Genomic DNA, 17,083 nt, shown 5'->3' with positions numbered 1-17,083 from the left:
GGCCGGTGGTGGGACGTGGACGCCTGTGCTCAGGGCCGCCCGACGGCCCGGGAGCGGCGGGCGACGAGGTCCTGGAACAGCGGGTCCTGCGGTATCTCGCCGTCGGGCGTCAGCCGGTCCACGGCTTGCGGCAGCGCGTGCGCGAGCTGCTCCGCCGCTTCCTGGGCGCTGACGCCGTTCTCGTCCGCTATCCGCTTCAGCGTCTCGTCGGGCAGGGCCTTCTCGACCTGTTCGGGGGTGACCGGCTCGTTGGCGCCGCGCCCCACCCAGGAGTGCGCCTGCCGTCCCAGTTCTCCTTGCAGGAGCGTGCCGAGCACGGCCTGTATGCCGCCCCGGCCGCCGGGGCCGGTTCCGTGGCCGGGGCCGCCGTACCCTCCCGGGCCGGTGCCGCCGAGCGCTCCCAGCAGCGATCCGACGAGGTCTCCTCCCGCTCCGCCCTGGCCGCCGCCGGGCAGCCCGCCCATCAGTCTCCCGAGGTCTGGTGATCTCGTCATGTCCATGCTGCCTTTCGCCTTGCGCATGACCGGCAATGTCGATGAGGACCGCGCGACGAGTGACTTCATTCAAACGTACCGACGCCCGGGGTTTCCGCCACCCGAAACCGACTGGCGCCGACCTCTCCCACCAGCCACAATCCCCTGCATGCCGACCTCCGCCGCAGGCCACGCCCTGGTCACAGGACACACCGTCTACGCCTGTGTCATGGGCTCGCGCGCCTTCGGACTCGCCACCGGCGCCAGCGACACCGACCGGCGCGGCGTCTACCTCGCGCCCACCCCGCTGTTCTGGCGCTTCGAAAAGCCGCCGACCCATGTGGAAGGACCGCGCGAGGAGGAGTTCTCCTGGGAGCTGGAACGCTTCTGCGAGCTGGCGCTGCGCGCCAACCCGAACATCCTGGAGTGCCTCCACTCCCCGCTCGTCGAGCACGCCGACGCCACCGGCCGCGAACTCCTCGCGCTGCGCGGCGCGTTCCTCTCCCGCGAGGTGCACCGCACCTTCACCGGTTACGCGGCCGGCCAGCTCAAGAAGCTGGAGGCGGACGTACGGCAGCACGGCGCGCCCCGCTGGAAGCACGCCATGCACCTGCTGCGGCTCCTGCACGGCGTCCGCGACCTGCTGCGTACCGGCGTACTGACGCTGGACGTCGGTGAGGCGCGCGAGGACCTGCTCGCGGTCAAGCGCGGCGAGGTCCCCTGGCCCGAGGTCGAGCGCCGGATGACCGTACTGGCCGAGCAGGCCGCGGCGGCCGAGCCCGGCTCCCCGCTGCCGCCGGAGCCGGACCGCCGCCGCGTCGAGGACTTCCTGTTCCGGACCCGGCGCGCGTCAGCGCTCCGCTGCGCCGAGGCGGGCGCGTACGAGGAGGTCGTGTAGCGCGTCGTGGCCGCCGGGGGCGTCCGGCAGCGCGGAGGCGGCCTGCGCCGCGTCCAGCCGCCCGTGCAGCTCCGCCACGTCCGCCCGCAGCCGCTCCGGGTCCACCAGCTCGGCGGCGGACCCGTGCTCCGCCTCGGCCTTGGCCGCGATCAGCTCCGGTACGTACGCGGGCGCCGCCACCAGCTCGGTCAACGTGGGCAGATGGGCCAGCACCTGCCCACTGCCCATCAGGTGAATGCCGGTCAGCAGCACCCGCAGTGTGTACAGCAGCGGCTTCAGCTCCCCGGTCTTCTCGAAGAGGCGCCACTGCGTGTTCGCGAAGCCCCGGTAGTGGTGGGCGTGATGGCTGGTGAGAACGGCGGGCGCCAGCGCGAGCAGTTCCTCGTGCAGCGCGCTCGTGCGCACCACCAGCGGCGACAGCAGCTGCTCCAGCACATAGCCGTTGCGCCGCAGCATCAGCCGCGCGAACTTGCGCAGATCGTGGGTGACGAGATCGACCTCGACACCGTCCCGGTCCGCCATCCAGGAGCGCGTCTCGTCCGGCTCCCGCAAGCCGACCAGCGCGGCGGCGGGCAGCAGGTGCGCCCCGCGCAGGTCCACGTCCGAGTCGCAGGACGGAAAGCCGTACAGGTGCGCGCCGGAGACCGTCGCGAAGACCAGCGGATCGCCCTCCCCGTCCGTCACCTCGCCCAGATCCAGATCGGGCAGCCCGGCCGCCCGCAGCACCGCACCGCCCCGCGCCCCGTCAGACATCCCACACCTTCCCCAGCGCCAGCAGCTCGTCGCGGTACTCGATCCGGCCCGCCCACTCCTCGGGCCACGCCCCGGCCCCCAGGTGGGCGCCCGCGAAGGCGCCGGTGAGGCAGGCGATCGAGTCGGAGTCGCCGGACGAGCAGGCGGCGCGGCGCAGCGCGGTCAGCGGCTCGCCGGGGAAGAGCAGGAAGCACAGCAGCCCGGTGGCGAGCGCCTCCTCGGCGATCCAGCCGGCGCCGGTGGCCAGGCAGGGGTCGGCCTCCGGGTCGGGGGCGCGCAGCGCGGCGTCCAGCCGGTCCAGCACGCCGAGGCAGTCGTCCCAGCCGCGCGCGATGAAGTGCTCCGGGGACGGGTCCTGGGCGTGGCGCCACAGCTCCCCCAGCCAGTCGCCCCGGTAGACCGTACGGCTGCCGACCGCGTACGAGCGCAGCAGACCGGGCAATTCCTCGGGCCGGGCGCCCTCCGCGAGCAGCTGTACGGCGTACGCGGTGAGGTCGCCGGCCGCGAGCGCGGTCGGGTGCCCGTGCGTGAGCGCGGACTGGAGCTGCGCCGCACCGGAACGCTGCTCCGGGCCCAGCTCCGGCACCAGCCCGACCGGCGCCACCCGCATGTTCGCACCGCACCCCTTCGAACCGACCTGGGCGGCCTCCACCCACGGCCGCGCGGGGTCACTGAGCAGCTGACACGCCCTGAGGCAGGTGTTGCCCGGCGCCCGGTTGTTGTCCGGGGAACGCCACCACTCGACGTACTTCTCCCGTACGGGCGGAACGAGATGCGCGGCGTCCAGCCGGCCGGCGCCGCCCGCGCCCGCCGCGGCCTTCCGCAGGCCGAGCCCGAGGGCGATCGTCATCTGCGTGTCGTCGGTCACGTACGCGGGCGATGGCAGCGCCATCTCCCGCCACGGGCCGCACATGGCCTCGATCGCGGACACATCCAGGAACTCGGTCGGATACCCGAGCGCGTCACCGAGCGCGAGCCCGATGAGCGATCCGGTAGCGGCGGACGCCATGAAAAGAACCACCCCTTAATCGTCACAGTGACAATAAGGGGTGGTCCGACGACCTCGCAAGGCCGGTGCCAGGCGTCCGGCGCCTACAGATCGACCTCCCGCATCAGCATCCCGACCTCGGTGTTCGTCATCCGGCGCAGCCAGCCCGACTTCTGGTCGCCCAGCGAGATCGGCCCGAAGCTCGTCCGCACCAGCTTCTCCACCGGGAAGCCCGCCTCGGCCAGCATGCGGCGCACGATGTGCTTGCGGCCCTCGTGGAGGGTCACCTCGACCAGGTAGTTCTTGCCGGTCTGCTGCACCACGCGGAAGTGGTCCGCGCGCGCGTAGCCGTCCTCCAGCTGGATGCCGTCCTTCAGCTGCTTGCCCAGGTCGCGCGGGAGCGGGCCCTGGATCGCGGCCAGGTACGTCTTCTGCACGCCGTAGCGCGGGTGGGTCAGCCGGTGGGCCAGCTCACCGTGGTTGGTGAGCAGGATGATGCCCTCGGTCTCGGTGTCCAGCCGCCCCACGTGGAACAGCCGCGTCTCGCGGTTGGTCACGTAGTCGCCCAGGCACTGCCGCCCGTCCGGGTCCTCCATGGTCGAGACCACGCCGGCCGGCTTGTTCAGCGCGAAGAAGAGGTACGACTGCGTGGCGACCGTCAGGCCGTCCACCTTGACCTCGTCCTTCTCCGGGTCGACCCGCACCCCCTGCTCGGTGACGATCTGCCCGTTGACCTCGACACGCGCCTGGTCGATCAGCTCCTCGCACGCGCGGCGCGAGCCCATACCGGCCCGGGCCAGCACCTTCTGCAGGCGCTCCCCCTCCTGGTCGCCGAATGTCTTCGGCGTCTTGATCTGCGGCTTGTTGTGCCGGGCGCGATTACGCTCCTCCACCTGCGCGTCGTACTCACGGGGCCGCGCCGGAGCCTGCCCCCGACCGCGCTGCTGGCCCTTGCCGCCGGGCTTGCCGCCGCCCTTCGGACTCGTACGGGGACCGCCCTTGGCGCCGCCGCGGGCCGCCGCGCCGCGGCCCTTGCGCTCGGGGGCGCCGGAGCCGCCGCGGCCGCCGGAGCCGCCCTGGCCGCCCGAGCCGCCCCGGCCCGCGCCCTCGCCCACGTCGTAGCGGCGCTCCTCGGGACGGGGCCGGCCGGCGCGCTGCTGCTTCTCGTCCTTCTTGTTGCCCGCACCCCGGTAGTTGCCCCTACCGGCGTCCCTGTTGTTCCTGCCGCTGCTTCGCATCAATGATCCGTCTGAGAGTCGCCGCTGTCGTCTACGTCGAACGACGGAACACCTTCCCGGGAGTCCCCCTCGACCGCCTCCGCCTCCGGGAGGAAAGGAGCGAGCTCCGGGAGCTCGTCCAGGCCGCGCAGGCCCATCCGCTCCAGAAAGTAGTTCGTCGTCCTGTACAGGATCGCACCTGTTTCGGGTTCCGTCCCCGCCTCCTCCACCAGACCCCGCTGAAGGAGGGTGCGCATCACGCCGTCACAGTTCACACCACGTACGGCCGAAACACGGGAACGGCTGACCGGCTGACGGTACGCGACCACGGCCAGAGTCTCCAGCGCGGCCTGCGTCAGCCGGGCCTGCTGCCCGTCCAGCACAAAGCTCTCCACGGCGTCCGCGTAGGCGCCCCGGCTGTAGAACCGCCAGCCCCCCGCCACCAGCCGCAGGTCGAACCCGCGCCCCTGCCGCGTGTACTCCTCCGACAGCTCCCGCAGCGCCAGGGCCACCTCGCGGCGGGGCCGCTCCAGCACCCTGGCCAGGTGCTCCTCCGTCGCAGGCTCGTCCACGACCATGAGCACCGCCTCCAGCGCGGGCCGCAGCTCCAGCTCCGCGACGCCGAGCGCGCCCACCGGCGCCGTGTCCTCGGCCGGACGGGCCGCAGCCGACCCGGCCTCGGTCGTGCTCTCCTGCTCCACGCCGCTCACCCCGGCTCCACCTGCTCTCCCTCGCTCTCACCGGTCCGCGTGTCCCGCTGTTCCGGCCCCCGGTCGAACTCGTCCGTGACCACCGGCTCGGCCTCCGCACCACCCGTCCACCGGACCGTCAGCGCCCCCAGGGCCTGCTCCTGGTCCAGCTCCACCACCCGCTCCCGGTACAGCTCCAGCAGCGCGAGGAACCGCGCGACGACGGTGAGCGTGTCCGGCGCGTCCTCCGTCAACTCCGCGAACACGGCCGAACCGGCCGCACGCAACCGCGCCACCAGCATCTCCGCCTGCTCCCTGACGCTCACCAGCGGCGCGTGAATGTGATCCACATACACCTGCGGCTTCGCCCGCGGCTGCATGGCCTTCACGGCCAGCCCGGCGAACCCCTCGGCCCCGATACTGATCACGACCTCGGGCAGCAGCTCGGCGTGGTGCGGCTCCAGTCCGACGGTACGCGGATAGCGGCGCCCCTCGTCCTCCAGCCGCTCGCTGAAGATGTCCGCGATGCGCTTGTACGCCCGGTACTGCAGCAGCCGCGCGAACAACAGGTCACGCGCCTCCAGCAACGCGAGATCCGCCTCGTCCTCCACCTCCGCCGCGGGCAGCAGCCGGGCCGCCTTGAGGTCGAGCAGCGTCGCCGCGACGACCAGGAACTCGGTGGTCTGATCGAGATCCCAGTCCGGCCCCATCGCCCGGATGTGCGCCATGAACTCGTCCGTCACCTTGGACAGGGCAACCTCGGTGACATCCATCTTGTGCTTCGAGATCAACTGAAGCAGCAGATCGAACGGCCCCTCGAAGTTCTCCAGCCGAACAGTGAACTTCCCGTCACCGGCCTCACCGTCCGCGAGCGACGGGGCATGGTCTTCGGTGGTGGTCATCATGGTCCAGGGAAGGGTTCGGACGAGCCCCCAAAGCGTAGCCCTCCCGGGGGGCAGCCGAATCTCAAGGCGCGCGCGGTTCTGGCCGGTGGGTTTGCGGTTGCCCCGGTGGGGGTGCGCCTTGACGCTCGGGGTTCGGTGGTGGGGGCTCGGGGCCCCGCAGGGGTCTCTCCTCGTTGCCTGGAGCGGCCGAATAGTCTGGACGCAACCGGGGCTTCGGTCGCCTGCGGGGAGACCCCTACGTGTCCCCGAGCCCGCGCCGTAGGCGACTTTCCCGCCACCGTGGCGGGGGTCCTTACAGACCCCGGCGGCGCCTTACGCACGAGGCGGAGCCGCCCGGGGCCCTGCGCCTACGCCAGGCGAGCGTCACCACATGGGGGGCGCGCACCCGGCTTCTTTACCCCCTCCCCCCACCGGCCCGCACTCGCCAAACCGACGGGAGGGGGTGTGCAGGGGGACACTCCCCGCAGGCGACCGAAGCCCCGGTTGCGTCCATACATGACGGCCGCTCCAGGCGCCGAGGAGATGGCCCCCTGGGCACCCCCGCCCCACAGACCAGCCAATGCGTATCCGCGCGAAGCGCGGGCCAGGCCCCCCAAAACCCGCGGCTTCGCCGCGATCAGCGGCCCCGCAACCGCCGCACCAAAATACTCGCATCCCCCCGAGACTCCAGATCCGCCAGCACCACGGCCACCGCCTCCCGAACGATCCGCCCACGATCGACCGCAAGCCCATGCTCACCACGAAGAACGAGGCGGGCATGCTCCAGGTCCATCAGCTCCTCGGCGGACACGTACACCGTGATCTTCTCGTCGTGCCGCTCACGCCCACTGGGACGACGGTTCGCACCACGCCCCCGGCGCCGAGCCGGCACCGCACCGCCATCGGCCGCGTCGGCGGACGCGGATTCCTGCCGGCGGCGCCCCTTCGGGGCAGCCGCCTCCGCACCGCGGCCACCGTGCTCGGCCGGCGCCGAACCATCCGGCTCACCCCGCCGCGGGTTCGTTTCCTCGACCCGCGAGGGTTCCGAGGGCTCCGTGGTCTCCGCGGGCCCCACGGGCCCGCCCGGCGCAGGCACCCGCGGCGCATCCCCGTTGACGGCGGCCCCAGGACCGCCCCCGGCCGCGGCCGGCCCACTGGTCTTGCGGGGCGTCGGGGACTGCAGCCCCGACCCCCCGGTCGTGCGGAACAATTCGTCGGCTCCGGGCAGACTCACTCGGCGTGACACCGGGCGAGCACCTCCCTGGCCAGTTGACGGTAGGCGGCGGCACCGACGGAGTTGGACGCGTACGTGGTGATGGGTTCACCCGCGACGGTGGTCTCGGGGAAGCGCACCGTACGGCCGATGACGGTGTGGTAGACGTGGTTGTCGAAGGCTTCGACGACGCGCGCCAGGACCTCTCGGCTGTGTACGGTCCGCGAGTCGTACATGGTCGCCAGGATGCCGTCGAGTTCCAGGTCGGGGTTGAGCCGTTCCTGGACCTTCTCGATCGTCTCGGTGAGCAGCGCCACACCGCGCAGGGCGAAGAACTCGCATTCCAGCGGGACGATGACCTTGTGAGCGGCCGTCAGCGCATTGACGGTCAGCAGGCCGAGGGACGGCTGACAGTCGATGACGATGTAGTCGTAGTCGGCCATCAGCGGCTTCAGCGCACGCTGGAGGGTCGACTCGCGTGCGACCTCGCTGACCAGCTGCACCTCGGCGGCTGACAAATCGATATTGCTGGGGAGCAGGTCCATGTTCGGGACCGCGGTCTTCAGCAGCACCTCGTCGGCCGACATGCCCCGCTCCATGAGCAGGTTGTAGACCGTCAGGTCGAGTTCCATCGGGTTGACGCCGAGCCCGACGGACAGCGCGCCCTGGGGGTCGAAGTCGACGAGCAGGACCCGTCGTCCGTATTCGGCGAGTGCGGCGCCCAGATTGATGGTCGAGGTGGTCTTTCCCACCCCGCCTTTCTGGTTGCACATCGCGATGATTTTGGCGGGTCCGTGGTCCGTCAACGGTCCTGGAATCGGGAAGTAGGGAAGCGGGCGTCCCGTGGGGCCGACGCGCTCGCGGCGCTGCCGGGCGGCGTCCGGCGCGAGCGTGGCCGCGTATTCGGGGTCCGGCTCGTACTCCGCGTCCGGGTCGTAGAAGTGCCCCTCGGGCAGGTCGTCGTAGTCGGCGAGCCGGGTGGGTTCGGAGCCGCCCCGGTCGCCGGCCATGGCGTTCACGTGATGGCCGTCCATGCTCTGGTGGGCTGTCGTCGTGGTGCTCTGTTGGGTCGCGAAGGTGTGGACAGCGACGGAGCCGACAGCCTGGAGCCCCGAGGGACCCTGGCCCCGTGCAACCGCTCCTGGTCGACCACCTCCGGGAGTAAATGTCGACTCATTCACAAGTCGTCTTACCTCCTTGGATGTGACCAGGAAACTTATCGATAGGTCAGCGTGGCACTATGCCGACGGTTGGCGACTCTATGGCGTGTCGGGCGTTCGCAGCAACACAATCCGCCGGACCCGGCCCGATGTGTCGGCAATCGAACATGCCGATGTCAAGGGTGCAAGCGGTATCAGCGCAAGGTTTCGAGGGTGTGCGAATCGGTTAAACGGTTACGTTCTCGGCGAGTTGAGGACCGCCCGTGCGGTTTCGGGCGTGCGGCGTGTCGGCGAACGGCCGCGGCCGGGCCTTGAGGACAAGGCCCGGCCGGCAGTGCGTCATTGACGCGCGCTATTGACGTCTCAGCCGAGGAGCGTGGTCAGGTCGGTGGCCTCCAGGCCGTGCGCCTCGGCGACCGGACCGTAGACGACCTTGCCGTCGTGGGTGTTCAGGCCCTTGGCGAGGGCGGCGTCGCGGCGCAGCGCCTCGACCCAGCCGTTGTTGGCCAGCGACACGATGTACGGCAGCGTGGCGTTGGTCAGCGCGTAGGTGGAGGTGCTGGGCACCGCGCCGGGCATGTTGGCCACGCAGTAGAAGACCGAGTTGTGGACCTGGAAGGTCGGCTCGGCGTGGGTGGTGGGACGGGAGTCCTCGAAGCAGCCGCCCTGGTCGATGGCGATGTCGACAAGGACACTTCCGGGCTTCATCTTGGCGACCAGCTCGTTGGTGACCAGCTTCGGGGCCTTGGCGCCCGGGATGAGCACCGCGCCCACGACGAGGTCGGCCTCGACGACGGCCTTCTCCAGCTCGTAGGCGTTGGAGACGATCGTCTGCACCTTGGTGCCGAAGATCCGGTCCGCCTCGCGCAGCTTGTTGATGTCCTTGTCGAGCAGGGTGACGTGGAAGCCGAGGCCCACGGCGATCTGCACGGCGTTCCAGCCGGAGACGCCGCCGCCGATGACGACGGCCTTGCCGGCGGCCACGCCCGGCACACCGCCCGGCAGCACACCGCGGCCGCCGGCCTGGCGCATCAGGTGGTACGCGCCGACCTGCGGGGCGATACGGCCCGCGACCTCGGACATCGGGGCGAGCAGCGGCAGCTGGCGGCCCGCGGTCTCCACCGTCTCGTAGGCGATGGCGGTGGTGCCGGACTCCAGGAGGGCGTCGGTGCACTCGCGGGAGGCGGCCAGGTGCAGGTAGGTGAAGAGCGTCTGGTCCTTGCGGAGGCGGTGGTACTCCTCCGCGATCGGCTCCTTGACCTTCAGGAGCAGGTCGGCGGTGGCCCAGACCTCGTCGGCGGTGCCGAGGATCTCGGCGCCGGCCGAGACGTACTCCTCGTTCGGGATGGCGGAGCCGAGGCCGGCGTCCTTCTCGATGAAGACCTGGTGGCCGTTGCGGACCAGCTCGTGCACACCGGCAGGCGTGATCGCCACCCGGAACTCGTTGTTCTTGACCTCGCGGGGGATGCCGACCTTCACGTCGATCACGGTCCTTGTAAGAGAGCTTGCAGGAAAAATCCATGCATGCGAGGCATGCCGGGACTGACCGCGGTGTCCGCGGCCTGGCCAGTCTATTTAAGGATTCTCTGTTGTCTAGCCTTGCAAAGCATCCATTACTGAGAGGAGCACCACCGATTTCGTAGGTCACTGTGGGTGATCTGAGAGGAGACGTTCCCCTATGGCCCGATGCAGCCGGGCGGCGGCCGGGTCGCCGAGCCGGTCGAGGGTGTCCGCGATCCGCAGCTGGAGGGCCGCCTCCAGGCGGCCGTCCCGGGCCTCCGCGGCCAGGGACAGGGCCGCGGTGCAGGTCCGCAGCGATTCCTCGGGCCGTCCCGCGTACTCCTGCACCCGCGCGACCTCCCCCAGCGCGCGTGCCTGGCCCGCCACATCCCCGAGCCGCCGGTACGCCCCGTAGGCGGCCCGCCATTCCTTGAGTGCCGCGCCCCACCGGGCCGCGTAGGTGTGCACCGCGCCGATGCGGCCGTGCAGCCGCGCCCCGTCCGCGTTCTCGCCGCGGGTCAGCCGCAGCTCCAGCGCGCGCCCGTACCAGTCGGCGGCCCGCTGCCAGTCCCCCAGCTCCGTGTAGGTGCCGCCCAGCGATTCCAGTGCCCGTACGGTCGCGATGGGGTCCCTGACCTCGCGCGCCGCGCTGAGCGCGCCCCGGTAGCGGGCCATCGCGTCCGTGGTCCGCCCGGCCTGCGCGTCGAGGTCGCCGAGGTTGAGCAGCGCGGCGGCCTGTTCCCGCGCCAGCCCGCGCCGCTCGGCGACCTCCAGGACCAGCCCGTGCAGCCCGTAGAGATCGGGGGCGGCGGCCTCGGCGCCCTGGTGGGCGATGAGCGTACGGACGATGGCGGCCATCAGCCGCCGGTCCAGGGTGTCCAGCTCGCCTTCCTCGACGGCGATCCGGGCCGCCTCCAGAAGGGCGGGCCGGCGGCTGCGCAGCCAGGCGGCGGCGGACGCGGCGGAGGCGAAGCGCAGCGAGCGCGGCAGTCCGGCGACCTTCTGCCGGGCCGGTGATCCGGCGGGCTCCCCGAGCGCCCGGCAGGACTGGAGCAGCCGTACGGTGCGCTCCAGCATCCGCGCACGGGCGAGCTGGATCTCGGCGGGCCGTTCCTTCGCGTCGAGCGCGGCGCGCACGAGCGGCGCCAGGCAGCCGGGCATCGCGTACTGCGCCTGGAGTCCGGCGCTCCCGGCGTACCCGGAGCCGTGCCCGCGCGGGTCGGGCTCCGCGGCTTCCGCCCCGTCCTCCTGAACCGGCCGCATCAGGCCCCGGGCCGCGAAGTCCCGCAGGGCCGCTTCGGCGGCGGCGACCGAGCAGCCGGCCAGGGCGGAGGCGATATGCGCGTCCGCCAGACCGGCCGGGGCGAGGCTGAGCAGCCGTAGCGTACGGGCGGCGACCGGCGACAGGGAGTCGTAGACGAGGCGGAACGCGCGGGCCAGGGGACGGCCGCCGGTCGGTTCGCCGGCCTGTTCCGGCACCTCGCGCAGCGCCTGGAGCAGGTCGGCGACGGAGGACTTGGGCCGTTCGGCGAGCCAGCCGCCCGCCAGCACCAGCGCGGCGGGACGGCCGCCGCACTCCTCGGCGACGGCGTCGGCGGAGCGCGGGTCGACGGTGATGCGGGTGGGGCCGGCGTATCGGCTGAGCAGGGCAACGGCGGACGCGTTGTCCAGGCCGCCCAGGGTGCACGGCCGGACGTCCGTGATGCCGGTGAGCGGGCCTTCGGAGACCGCGACGACGAGGCAGCCGGCGGCGTCCGGCAGCAGCGGCTCGACCTGCTCGGCACCGGCCGCGTCGTCCAGCAGGAGCAGCGCGCGGCGCTCGGCGAGGGCCGCGCGCAGTGCCTCGGTCAGTTCGTCCTCGGCGGCGCCGGGCTGGACCGGGGCGCCGAGTTCGGTGAGCAGGTCGCGGGCGACGAGGTCGAGGGGGACGGGGCCGCCGCCGGGGTTGGTCAGCGCGGCGCGCAGTACGCCGTCGGGGTAATCGTCGGCGAGTTGCCGGGCCAGTTCGGCGGCGAGGGCGCTGCGTCCGGAACCGGGCCGCCCGGCGATCAGCAGGACGCGGCTGCGGGCGCCCCGGCGGCCGGAGAGGGTGTCCAGGCCGGTACGGGCGATGTCGGCGCGCAGGGCCTTCAGTTCGCGGCGGCGGCCGACGAAGCCGCCGGGCGCGGTGGCGGCGGGCGGCACGGTCCGGCGGGTGGGCGGGCGGCGGGTGCCGGGGCGGCCGGCGGCGGCGCGCGCGCCGTCGTCAGCGGCCGCGCCGTCCGCGTCCGGTCCCGGCCGCTGCCGTGCCGCCGTCGCGGGCCCGCCCGCCTTCCCCGGCGGGACGTGTCCCCCGCCCACCGCCTGATCCGTCACGGGTCGCTCCCGTCCACCTGCGCGAAGAGTCTGTGCCTGAACCCCGACCGGGTTTTGGACACAGGCTCTGCCGAGCCCGCCGCGGTCGCCAACGGGAACGCTGTCGAGCGTAGTTCACGACCCGTCACGCGCCGGGTGGAGCACGGCGGTGGGGTCACCCGTCCGGATCAGATCATGATCGGACCGCGGGGGTGCGGACGGGTGGGAGCGGCGGGCCCCGAGCGTGCGTCCGGCCCCGGGCGTCTGTTCCGGACTATGCCTCGAACGGGCGGGCCGGCCACGGCGCGTCGGCCGGGCGCAGGGCGTCCAGGCCCTCCCCCGCGCGGGCGGCGGCCAGCGCGAGCACCCCGACCACCAGGCAGTTGTTGTGCAGTTCGCCGGCGAGCGCGCCGCGGACCAGGTCGGCGACCGGGACCCGCGCCAGCTCCATGTCGGCCTCTTCCTCGGACGCCTCGAAGCGCTCGCCCTCGACCTCGGACAGATCGCGGGCCAGGAAGATCCGTACGGCCTCGTCGCAGCCCCCGGGGGTGGTGTAGACGTCGGTCAGCACCCGCCAGTCCTCGGCCTTGACATGCGCTTCCTCGTACAGCTCGCGCTGGACCGCGCGCAGCGGGTGCTCGCCGGGGACGTCCAGCAGCCCGGCGGGGATCTCCCAGAGCTTGTGGCGGACGGGGTGGCGGTACTGGCGCAGGACCAGCACCCGGTCCTCCTCGTCGAGCGCGACGACGGCCACCGAGCCGGGGTGGACCTGGTAGTCGCGGGAGACGGTGGAGCCGTCCGGCATGACGACCCGGTCCGTGCGCATGCTGGTCTTCTTGCCGGTGAAGGGCGTCGCGGTCGAGGTGACCCGCCACGCTTCCGGGGTGTCCTGGATGGCCATGTACGTGGATGTCCTTCCGCAAAGCAGTCGACCGGGGTACCCGGCCCGTAATCGGACCACGTACCCCGGTCAACGGTACCCGCCGGCGATCGGCTCATCCGTGCCCGTCCGCAGGTGGGAGGGCCGATCGCCCTTGGGTCACGCCGTGGCGGCGCCCTTCTTGCCGGCGGCGGCGCCGGTCTTGCGCTCGACGGCCGCCTTCACCAGGCCGGCGAAGAGCGGGTGCGGGCGGGTCGGGCGGGAGCGCAGCTCCGGGTGCGCCTGGGTGGCGACCAGGTAGGGGTGCACCTCGCGCGGGTACTCGACGTACTCGACCAGCTTGTTGTCCGGGGAGGTGCCGGAGAACAGCAGACCGGCCTTCTTCTCCAGCTCGCCGCGGTAGGCGTTGTTGACCTCGTAGCGGTGGCGGTGGCGCTCCTCGACGTACGGCTGGTCGTCGTAGACCTCGCGCACGATCGAGCCCTCGGCCAGCTTGGCCGGGTACATGCCCAGCCGCATGGTGCCGCCCATGTCGCCCTCGCCGGCGACGATGTCCATCTGCTCGGCCATGGTGGAGATGACCGGGTCGGCGGCGGCCGGGTCGAACTCGGTGGAGTTCGCGCCCTCGATGCCGGCCAGGTTGCGGGCCGCCTCGATGACCACGCACTGCAGGCCCAGGCACAGGCCCAGCAGCGGCAGCTTGTTCTCGCGGGCGTAGGTGATGGCGCCGACCTTGCCGTCCACGCCGCGGTCGCCGAAGCCGCCGGGGATGCAGACCGCGTCGCAGTCGGCGAGCTGCTGCTTGGCGCCGGCCGGGGTCTTGCAGTCGTCGGAGGTGACCCACTTGATCTTCACGCGGGCCTTGTTGGCGAAGCCGCCGGCGCGCAGCGCCTCGGTGACCGACAGGTAGGCGTCGGGCAGGTCGATGTACTTGCCGACCAGCGCGACCTTCACCTCGTGGTCCGGGTTGTGCACCCGGTCCAGCAGGTCGGCCCACACGGTCCAGTCCACGTCGCGGAACGGCAGGTCGAGCTTGCGCACGACGTAGGCGTCCAGGCCCTCGGCGTGCACGACCTTGGGGATGTCGTAGATGGAGGGGGCGTCCGGGCAGGCGATGACGGCGGCCTCGTCCACGTCGCACATCAGCGAGATCTTGCGCTTGATGGCGGTGGGCACCTCGCGGTCGGCGCGCAGCACGATGGCGTCCGGCTGGATGCCGATGTTGCGCAGCGCCGCGACCGAGTGCTGGGTCGGCTTGGTCTTCAGCTCACCGGAGGGGCCGATGTAGGGCAGCAGCGAGATGTGCACGACGAAGACGTTGTCCCGGCCGACCTCGTGGCGGACCTGGCGGACGGTCTCCAGGAACGGCAGCGACTCGATGTCGCCGACGGTGCCGCCGACCTCGGTGATGACGACGTCGACGTCCTCGTGGGCCAGCCGGCGGATGCGGTGCTTGATCTCGTTGGTGATGTGCGGGATGACCTGCACGGTGTCGCCCAGGTACTCGCCGCGCCGCTCCTTGGCGATCACGGTGTTGTAGACCTGGCCGGTGGTGACGTTCGCGGAGCCGTCGAGGTCGACGTCCAGGAAGCGCTCGTAGTGGCCGATGTCCAGGTCGGTCTCGGCGCCGTCGTTGGTGACGAACACCTCACCGTGCTGGAACGGGTTCATCGTGCCGGGGTCGACGTTCAGGTACGGGTCGAGCTTCTGCATGGTGACCCGAAGGCCCCGCGCCTTGAGCAGCGCACCCAGGCTGGAGGCGGTCAGGCCCTTGCCGAGCGAGGAGGCGACGCCCCCGGTGACGAAGAGGTGCTTGGTCGTCGTGGATTTGGGCGGCATGGCCAAGAGGGGGCTCCCGTGGTCGCGTGGTGAAGAGGTGCGAGTCGGCCGCGCCCTGCGCTGGTCAGGGGTGCCTTCGCTGCGGTCGGGGGTGCCGTGTGACTTGCGCCGGGCCCACCGGTCCACGGGGTACCAGGCTATCAGCGACCGGGCATGGTCGCGCCCGGCGACGCTCGCGGCGCACGGGCCGCGCCGCTCACCGCGGGGTTCACGGCGCCCCACGTGACCGAGGCCACCCGTTCGGCGCAGTGCCGTTCTCCCGCAGCGGCAAGCGGATCACTGTCCTCCGTCGTATCCTGCTCGGACACTCGCTAGGGCCGTCCGGCAAGGCACCACCCCCGCCCGATTTCCGGACTCGCTGCTCGGCGGAGTTTCATGGGCAGGACGGACAAGATCACACGTCCCATGGGGGGCGTCACTCCAGTTCGACGGGAGATGCACGTGGCCGGGCGCATCGAGGACTACGCACTCATCGGCGATATGCAGACCGCCGCTCTTGTGTGCCGGGACGGCACGGTGGATTGGCTGTGCCTGCCCCGCTTCGACTCACCCGCGGTCTTCGCAGGACTGCTGGGCACGGAAGAGAACGGCTTCTGGCGGATGGGGCCCGCGCACGGCCCCGACGGCGCGCCGGTGCCCGCCGACCGCCGCCGCTACCGGGGCGACTCGCTCGTCCTGGAGTCCGAGTGGGACACCCCGCGCGGCACGGTGCGGGTGATCGACTTCATGCCGCCGCGCGAGGACGCGACGCCGCAGCTGATCCGTATCGTCGAGGGCGTCAGCGGGCGGGTGCCGATGCGCTCGGCGCTGCGCATGCGGTTCTCGTACGGCTGGGTGGTGCCGTGGGTGCACAAGGTGGACGAGCGCACCGTCGCGGTCGCCGGGCCCGACTCGGTGTGGCTGGACACGGACGCCGAGACGTACGGCAAGGACCTGACGACGTACGCGGACTTCACCGTCGGGCCCGGCGAGCGGATCGCCTTCACGATCAGCTGGCAGCCCTCGCACAGCCGCCCGCCGCACGTGCCGGAGCCGGAGGCGGCGCTGGAGGCGACCGAGGACTTCTGGCGCGAGTGGGTGGACCACTGCACGTACCACGGCCCGTACCGGGACGCGGTGGTGCGCTCGCTGATCACGCTCAAGGCGCTCACGTACGCGCCGACCGGCGGCATCGTCGCCGCGCCCACCACCTCGCTGCCCGAGGACATCGGCGGCTCGCGCAACTGGGACTACCGTTTCACCTGGCTGCGCGACGCGGCGATCACCCTGTCCTCGCTGCTGCGCACCGGCTACCGGGAAGAGGCCCGCGCCTGGCGCGAGTGGCTGCTGCGCGCGGTGGCCGGCGACCCGGAGAACCTTCAGATCATGTACGGGATCGCGGGCGAGCGGGAGCTCGGCGAGAACGAGCTGACCTGGCTGACCGGGTACGAGGACTCGCGGCCGGTCCGGGTCGGCAACGGCGCCGCCGGACAGCTCCAGCTCGACGTGTACGGCGAGGTCACCGAGGCGCTGCACCTGGCGCACAACACCGGCCTGGCCCGCAACGACTACGCCTCGCTGCTCCAGCTGAAGCTGATCCAGTGGGTGGAGAAGCACTGGGACGAGCCGGACGAGGGCATCTGGGAGGTGCGCGGGCCGCGCCGGCACTTCGTGCACTCCAAGGTGATGACCTGGGTCGCGGTGGACCGCACGATCAAGCTGATCGAGTCCGGTGACGTGGACGGCCCGCTGGACCGCTGGAGGCGGCTGCGCGACACGATCCACCGCGAGGTGTGCGAGAAGGGCTACGACCCGGAGCGCAACACCTTCACCCAGTCCTACGGCTCCAAGGAGCTGGACGCCTCGCTGCTGCTGATCCCGCAGATGGGCTTCCTGCCGCCGGACGACAAGCGGGTGATCGGCACCATCGAGGCCATCCAGCGGGAGCTGGGCACCGAGGACGGCTTCGTCCTGCGCTACCCGACCTCGGGCGAGGACGCGGGCGTGGACGGCCTGGAGGGCGACGAGGGCGCGTTCCTGGCGTGCTCGTTCTGGCTGGCCGACGACCTGGCGATGATCGGCCGCGTCGAGGAGGCACGCATCCTCTTCGAGAAGCTGCTCTCGCTCCGCAACGACCTGGGTCTGCTGGCCGAGGAGTGGGACTCCCGCCTCCAGCGGCAGGTGGGCAACTTCCCGCAGGCGTTCAGCCACGTTCCGCTGATCGACACGGCGCTGCGGCTGACGGCCAGTGGGGCGTACGGGGGGTAGCCGGCGCA

Annotated in this window: 14 protein-coding genes; 2 read left to right on the top strand and 12 right to left on the bottom strand. The window is 71.9% G+C overall.

The window, feature by feature from the left end; genetic code table 11:
* Nucleotides 1-29: 29 nt before the first annotated feature.
* Complete coding sequence (locus tag ADK86_RS00210) at nt 30-521, bottom strand: YidB family protein (RefSeq protein WP_234345607.1); 492 nt, start codon at nt 519-521, stop codon at nt 30-32.
* A 121-nt stretch (nt 522-642) separates the two neighbouring features.
* On the opposite strand from ADK86_RS00210, the gene ADK86_RS00205 reads away from it, so the two are divergent.
* Entirely contained in the window at nt 643-1,371 is a 729-nt protein-coding gene (locus ADK86_RS00205) for a DNA polymerase beta superfamily protein (RefSeq protein WP_053694663.1), read from the top strand.
* On the opposite strand, the gene ADK86_RS00200 is transcribed toward ADK86_RS00205, so the two are convergent.
* The 11 genes from ADK86_RS00200 to ADK86_RS00150 all read right to left on the bottom strand — a co-directional run bounded on the left by ADK86_RS00200 (nt 1,324) and on the right by ADK86_RS00150 (nt 14,828).
* On the bottom strand, nt 1,324-2,124 hold the full coding sequence (locus ADK86_RS00200; RefSeq protein WP_053694662.1) for a DNA polymerase beta superfamily protein: 801 nt from the start codon (nt 2,122-2,124) through the stop codon (nt 1,324-1,326). The genes ADK86_RS00205 and ADK86_RS00200 overlap by 48 nt on opposite strands.
* On the bottom strand, nt 2,117-3,133 hold the full coding sequence (locus tag ADK86_RS00195; RefSeq protein ID WP_053694661.1) for an ADP-ribosylglycohydrolase family protein: 1,017 nt from the start codon (nt 3,131-3,133) through the stop codon (nt 2,117-2,119). Before ADK86_RS00195 ends, ADK86_RS00200 begins: the two co-directional genes overlap by 8 nt.
* An 83-nt stretch (nt 3,134-3,216) precedes the next feature.
* Nucleotides 3,217-4,350 carry a pseudouridine synthase gene (locus ADK86_RS00190; protein ID WP_053694660.1) on the bottom strand — a complete coding sequence of 378 codons (1,134 nt, stop codon included), beginning with the start codon at nt 4,348-4,350 and terminating at the stop codon, nt 3,217-3,219.
* Nucleotides 4,350-5,030, bottom strand: coding sequence for an SMC-Scp complex subunit ScpB (scpB, locus tag ADK86_RS00185; protein ID WP_053694756.1), 681 nt, complete (start codon nt 5,028-5,030; stop codon nt 4,350-4,352). The genes ADK86_RS00190 and scpB overlap by 1 nt, the downstream gene beginning before the upstream one ends.
* A 5-nt stretch (nt 5,031-5,035) precedes the next feature.
* A complete protein-coding gene (locus ADK86_RS00180; RefSeq protein WP_053694659.1) occupies nt 5,036-5,920 on the bottom strand; it encodes a segregation and condensation protein A in 885 nt (294 codons plus the stop codon).
* A gap of 619 nt (nt 5,921-6,539) precedes the next feature.
* Nucleotides 6,540-7,136, bottom strand: a complete 597-nt coding sequence (locus tag ADK86_RS00175; RefSeq protein ID WP_063788901.1) for a hypothetical protein — start codon at nt 7,134-7,136, stop codon at nt 6,540-6,542.
* Nucleotides 7,133-8,149: a ParA family protein gene (locus ADK86_RS00170; protein WP_003987109.1), complete on the bottom strand. Its 1,017-nt coding sequence runs from the start codon at nt 8,147-8,149 to the stop codon at nt 7,133-7,135. Before ADK86_RS00170 ends, ADK86_RS00175 begins: the two co-directional genes overlap by 4 nt.
* A 489-nt stretch (nt 8,150-8,638) precedes the next feature.
* Complete coding sequence (ald, locus tag ADK86_RS00165) at nt 8,639-9,754, bottom strand: alanine dehydrogenase (protein WP_030604282.1); 1,116 nt, start codon at nt 9,752-9,754, stop codon at nt 8,639-8,641.
* A gap of 165 nt (nt 9,755-9,919) precedes the next feature.
* Complete coding sequence (locus tag ADK86_RS00160; RefSeq protein WP_053694658.1) at nt 9,920-12,130, bottom strand: tetratricopeptide repeat protein; 2,211 nt, start codon at nt 12,128-12,130, stop codon at nt 9,920-9,922.
* A gap of 253 nt (nt 12,131-12,383) precedes the next feature.
* The gene (locus tag ADK86_RS00155; protein WP_030604276.1) at nt 12,384-13,010 is read right to left on the bottom strand and encodes an NUDIX domain-containing protein; all 627 of its coding nucleotides are present in this window, start codon (nt 13,008-13,010) and stop codon (nt 12,384-12,386) included.
* A gap of 138 nt (nt 13,011-13,148) precedes the next feature.
* Nucleotides 13,149-14,828, bottom strand: a complete 1,680-nt coding sequence (locus tag ADK86_RS00150; RefSeq protein ID WP_053694657.1) for a CTP synthase — start codon at nt 14,826-14,828, stop codon at nt 13,149-13,151.
* A 435-nt stretch (nt 14,829-15,263) separates the two neighbouring features.
* On the opposite strand from ADK86_RS00150, the gene ADK86_RS00145 reads away from it, so the two are divergent.
* Nucleotides 15,264-17,075: a glycoside hydrolase family 15 protein gene (locus ADK86_RS00145; protein WP_053694656.1), complete on the top strand. Its 1,812-nt coding sequence runs from the start codon at nt 15,264-15,266 to the stop codon at nt 17,073-17,075.
* Nucleotides 17,076-17,083: the final 8 nt, after the last annotated feature.

Source organism: Streptomyces sp. NRRL F-5755 (assembly GCF_001279365.1).
Classification (GTDB): Bacteria; Actinomycetota; Actinomycetes; order Streptomycetales; family Streptomycetaceae; genus Streptomyces; species Streptomyces rimosus.
The sequence above is the reverse complement of the archived record's forward strand: the minus strand, read 5'-3'. Positions and strand labels throughout refer to the sequence as shown.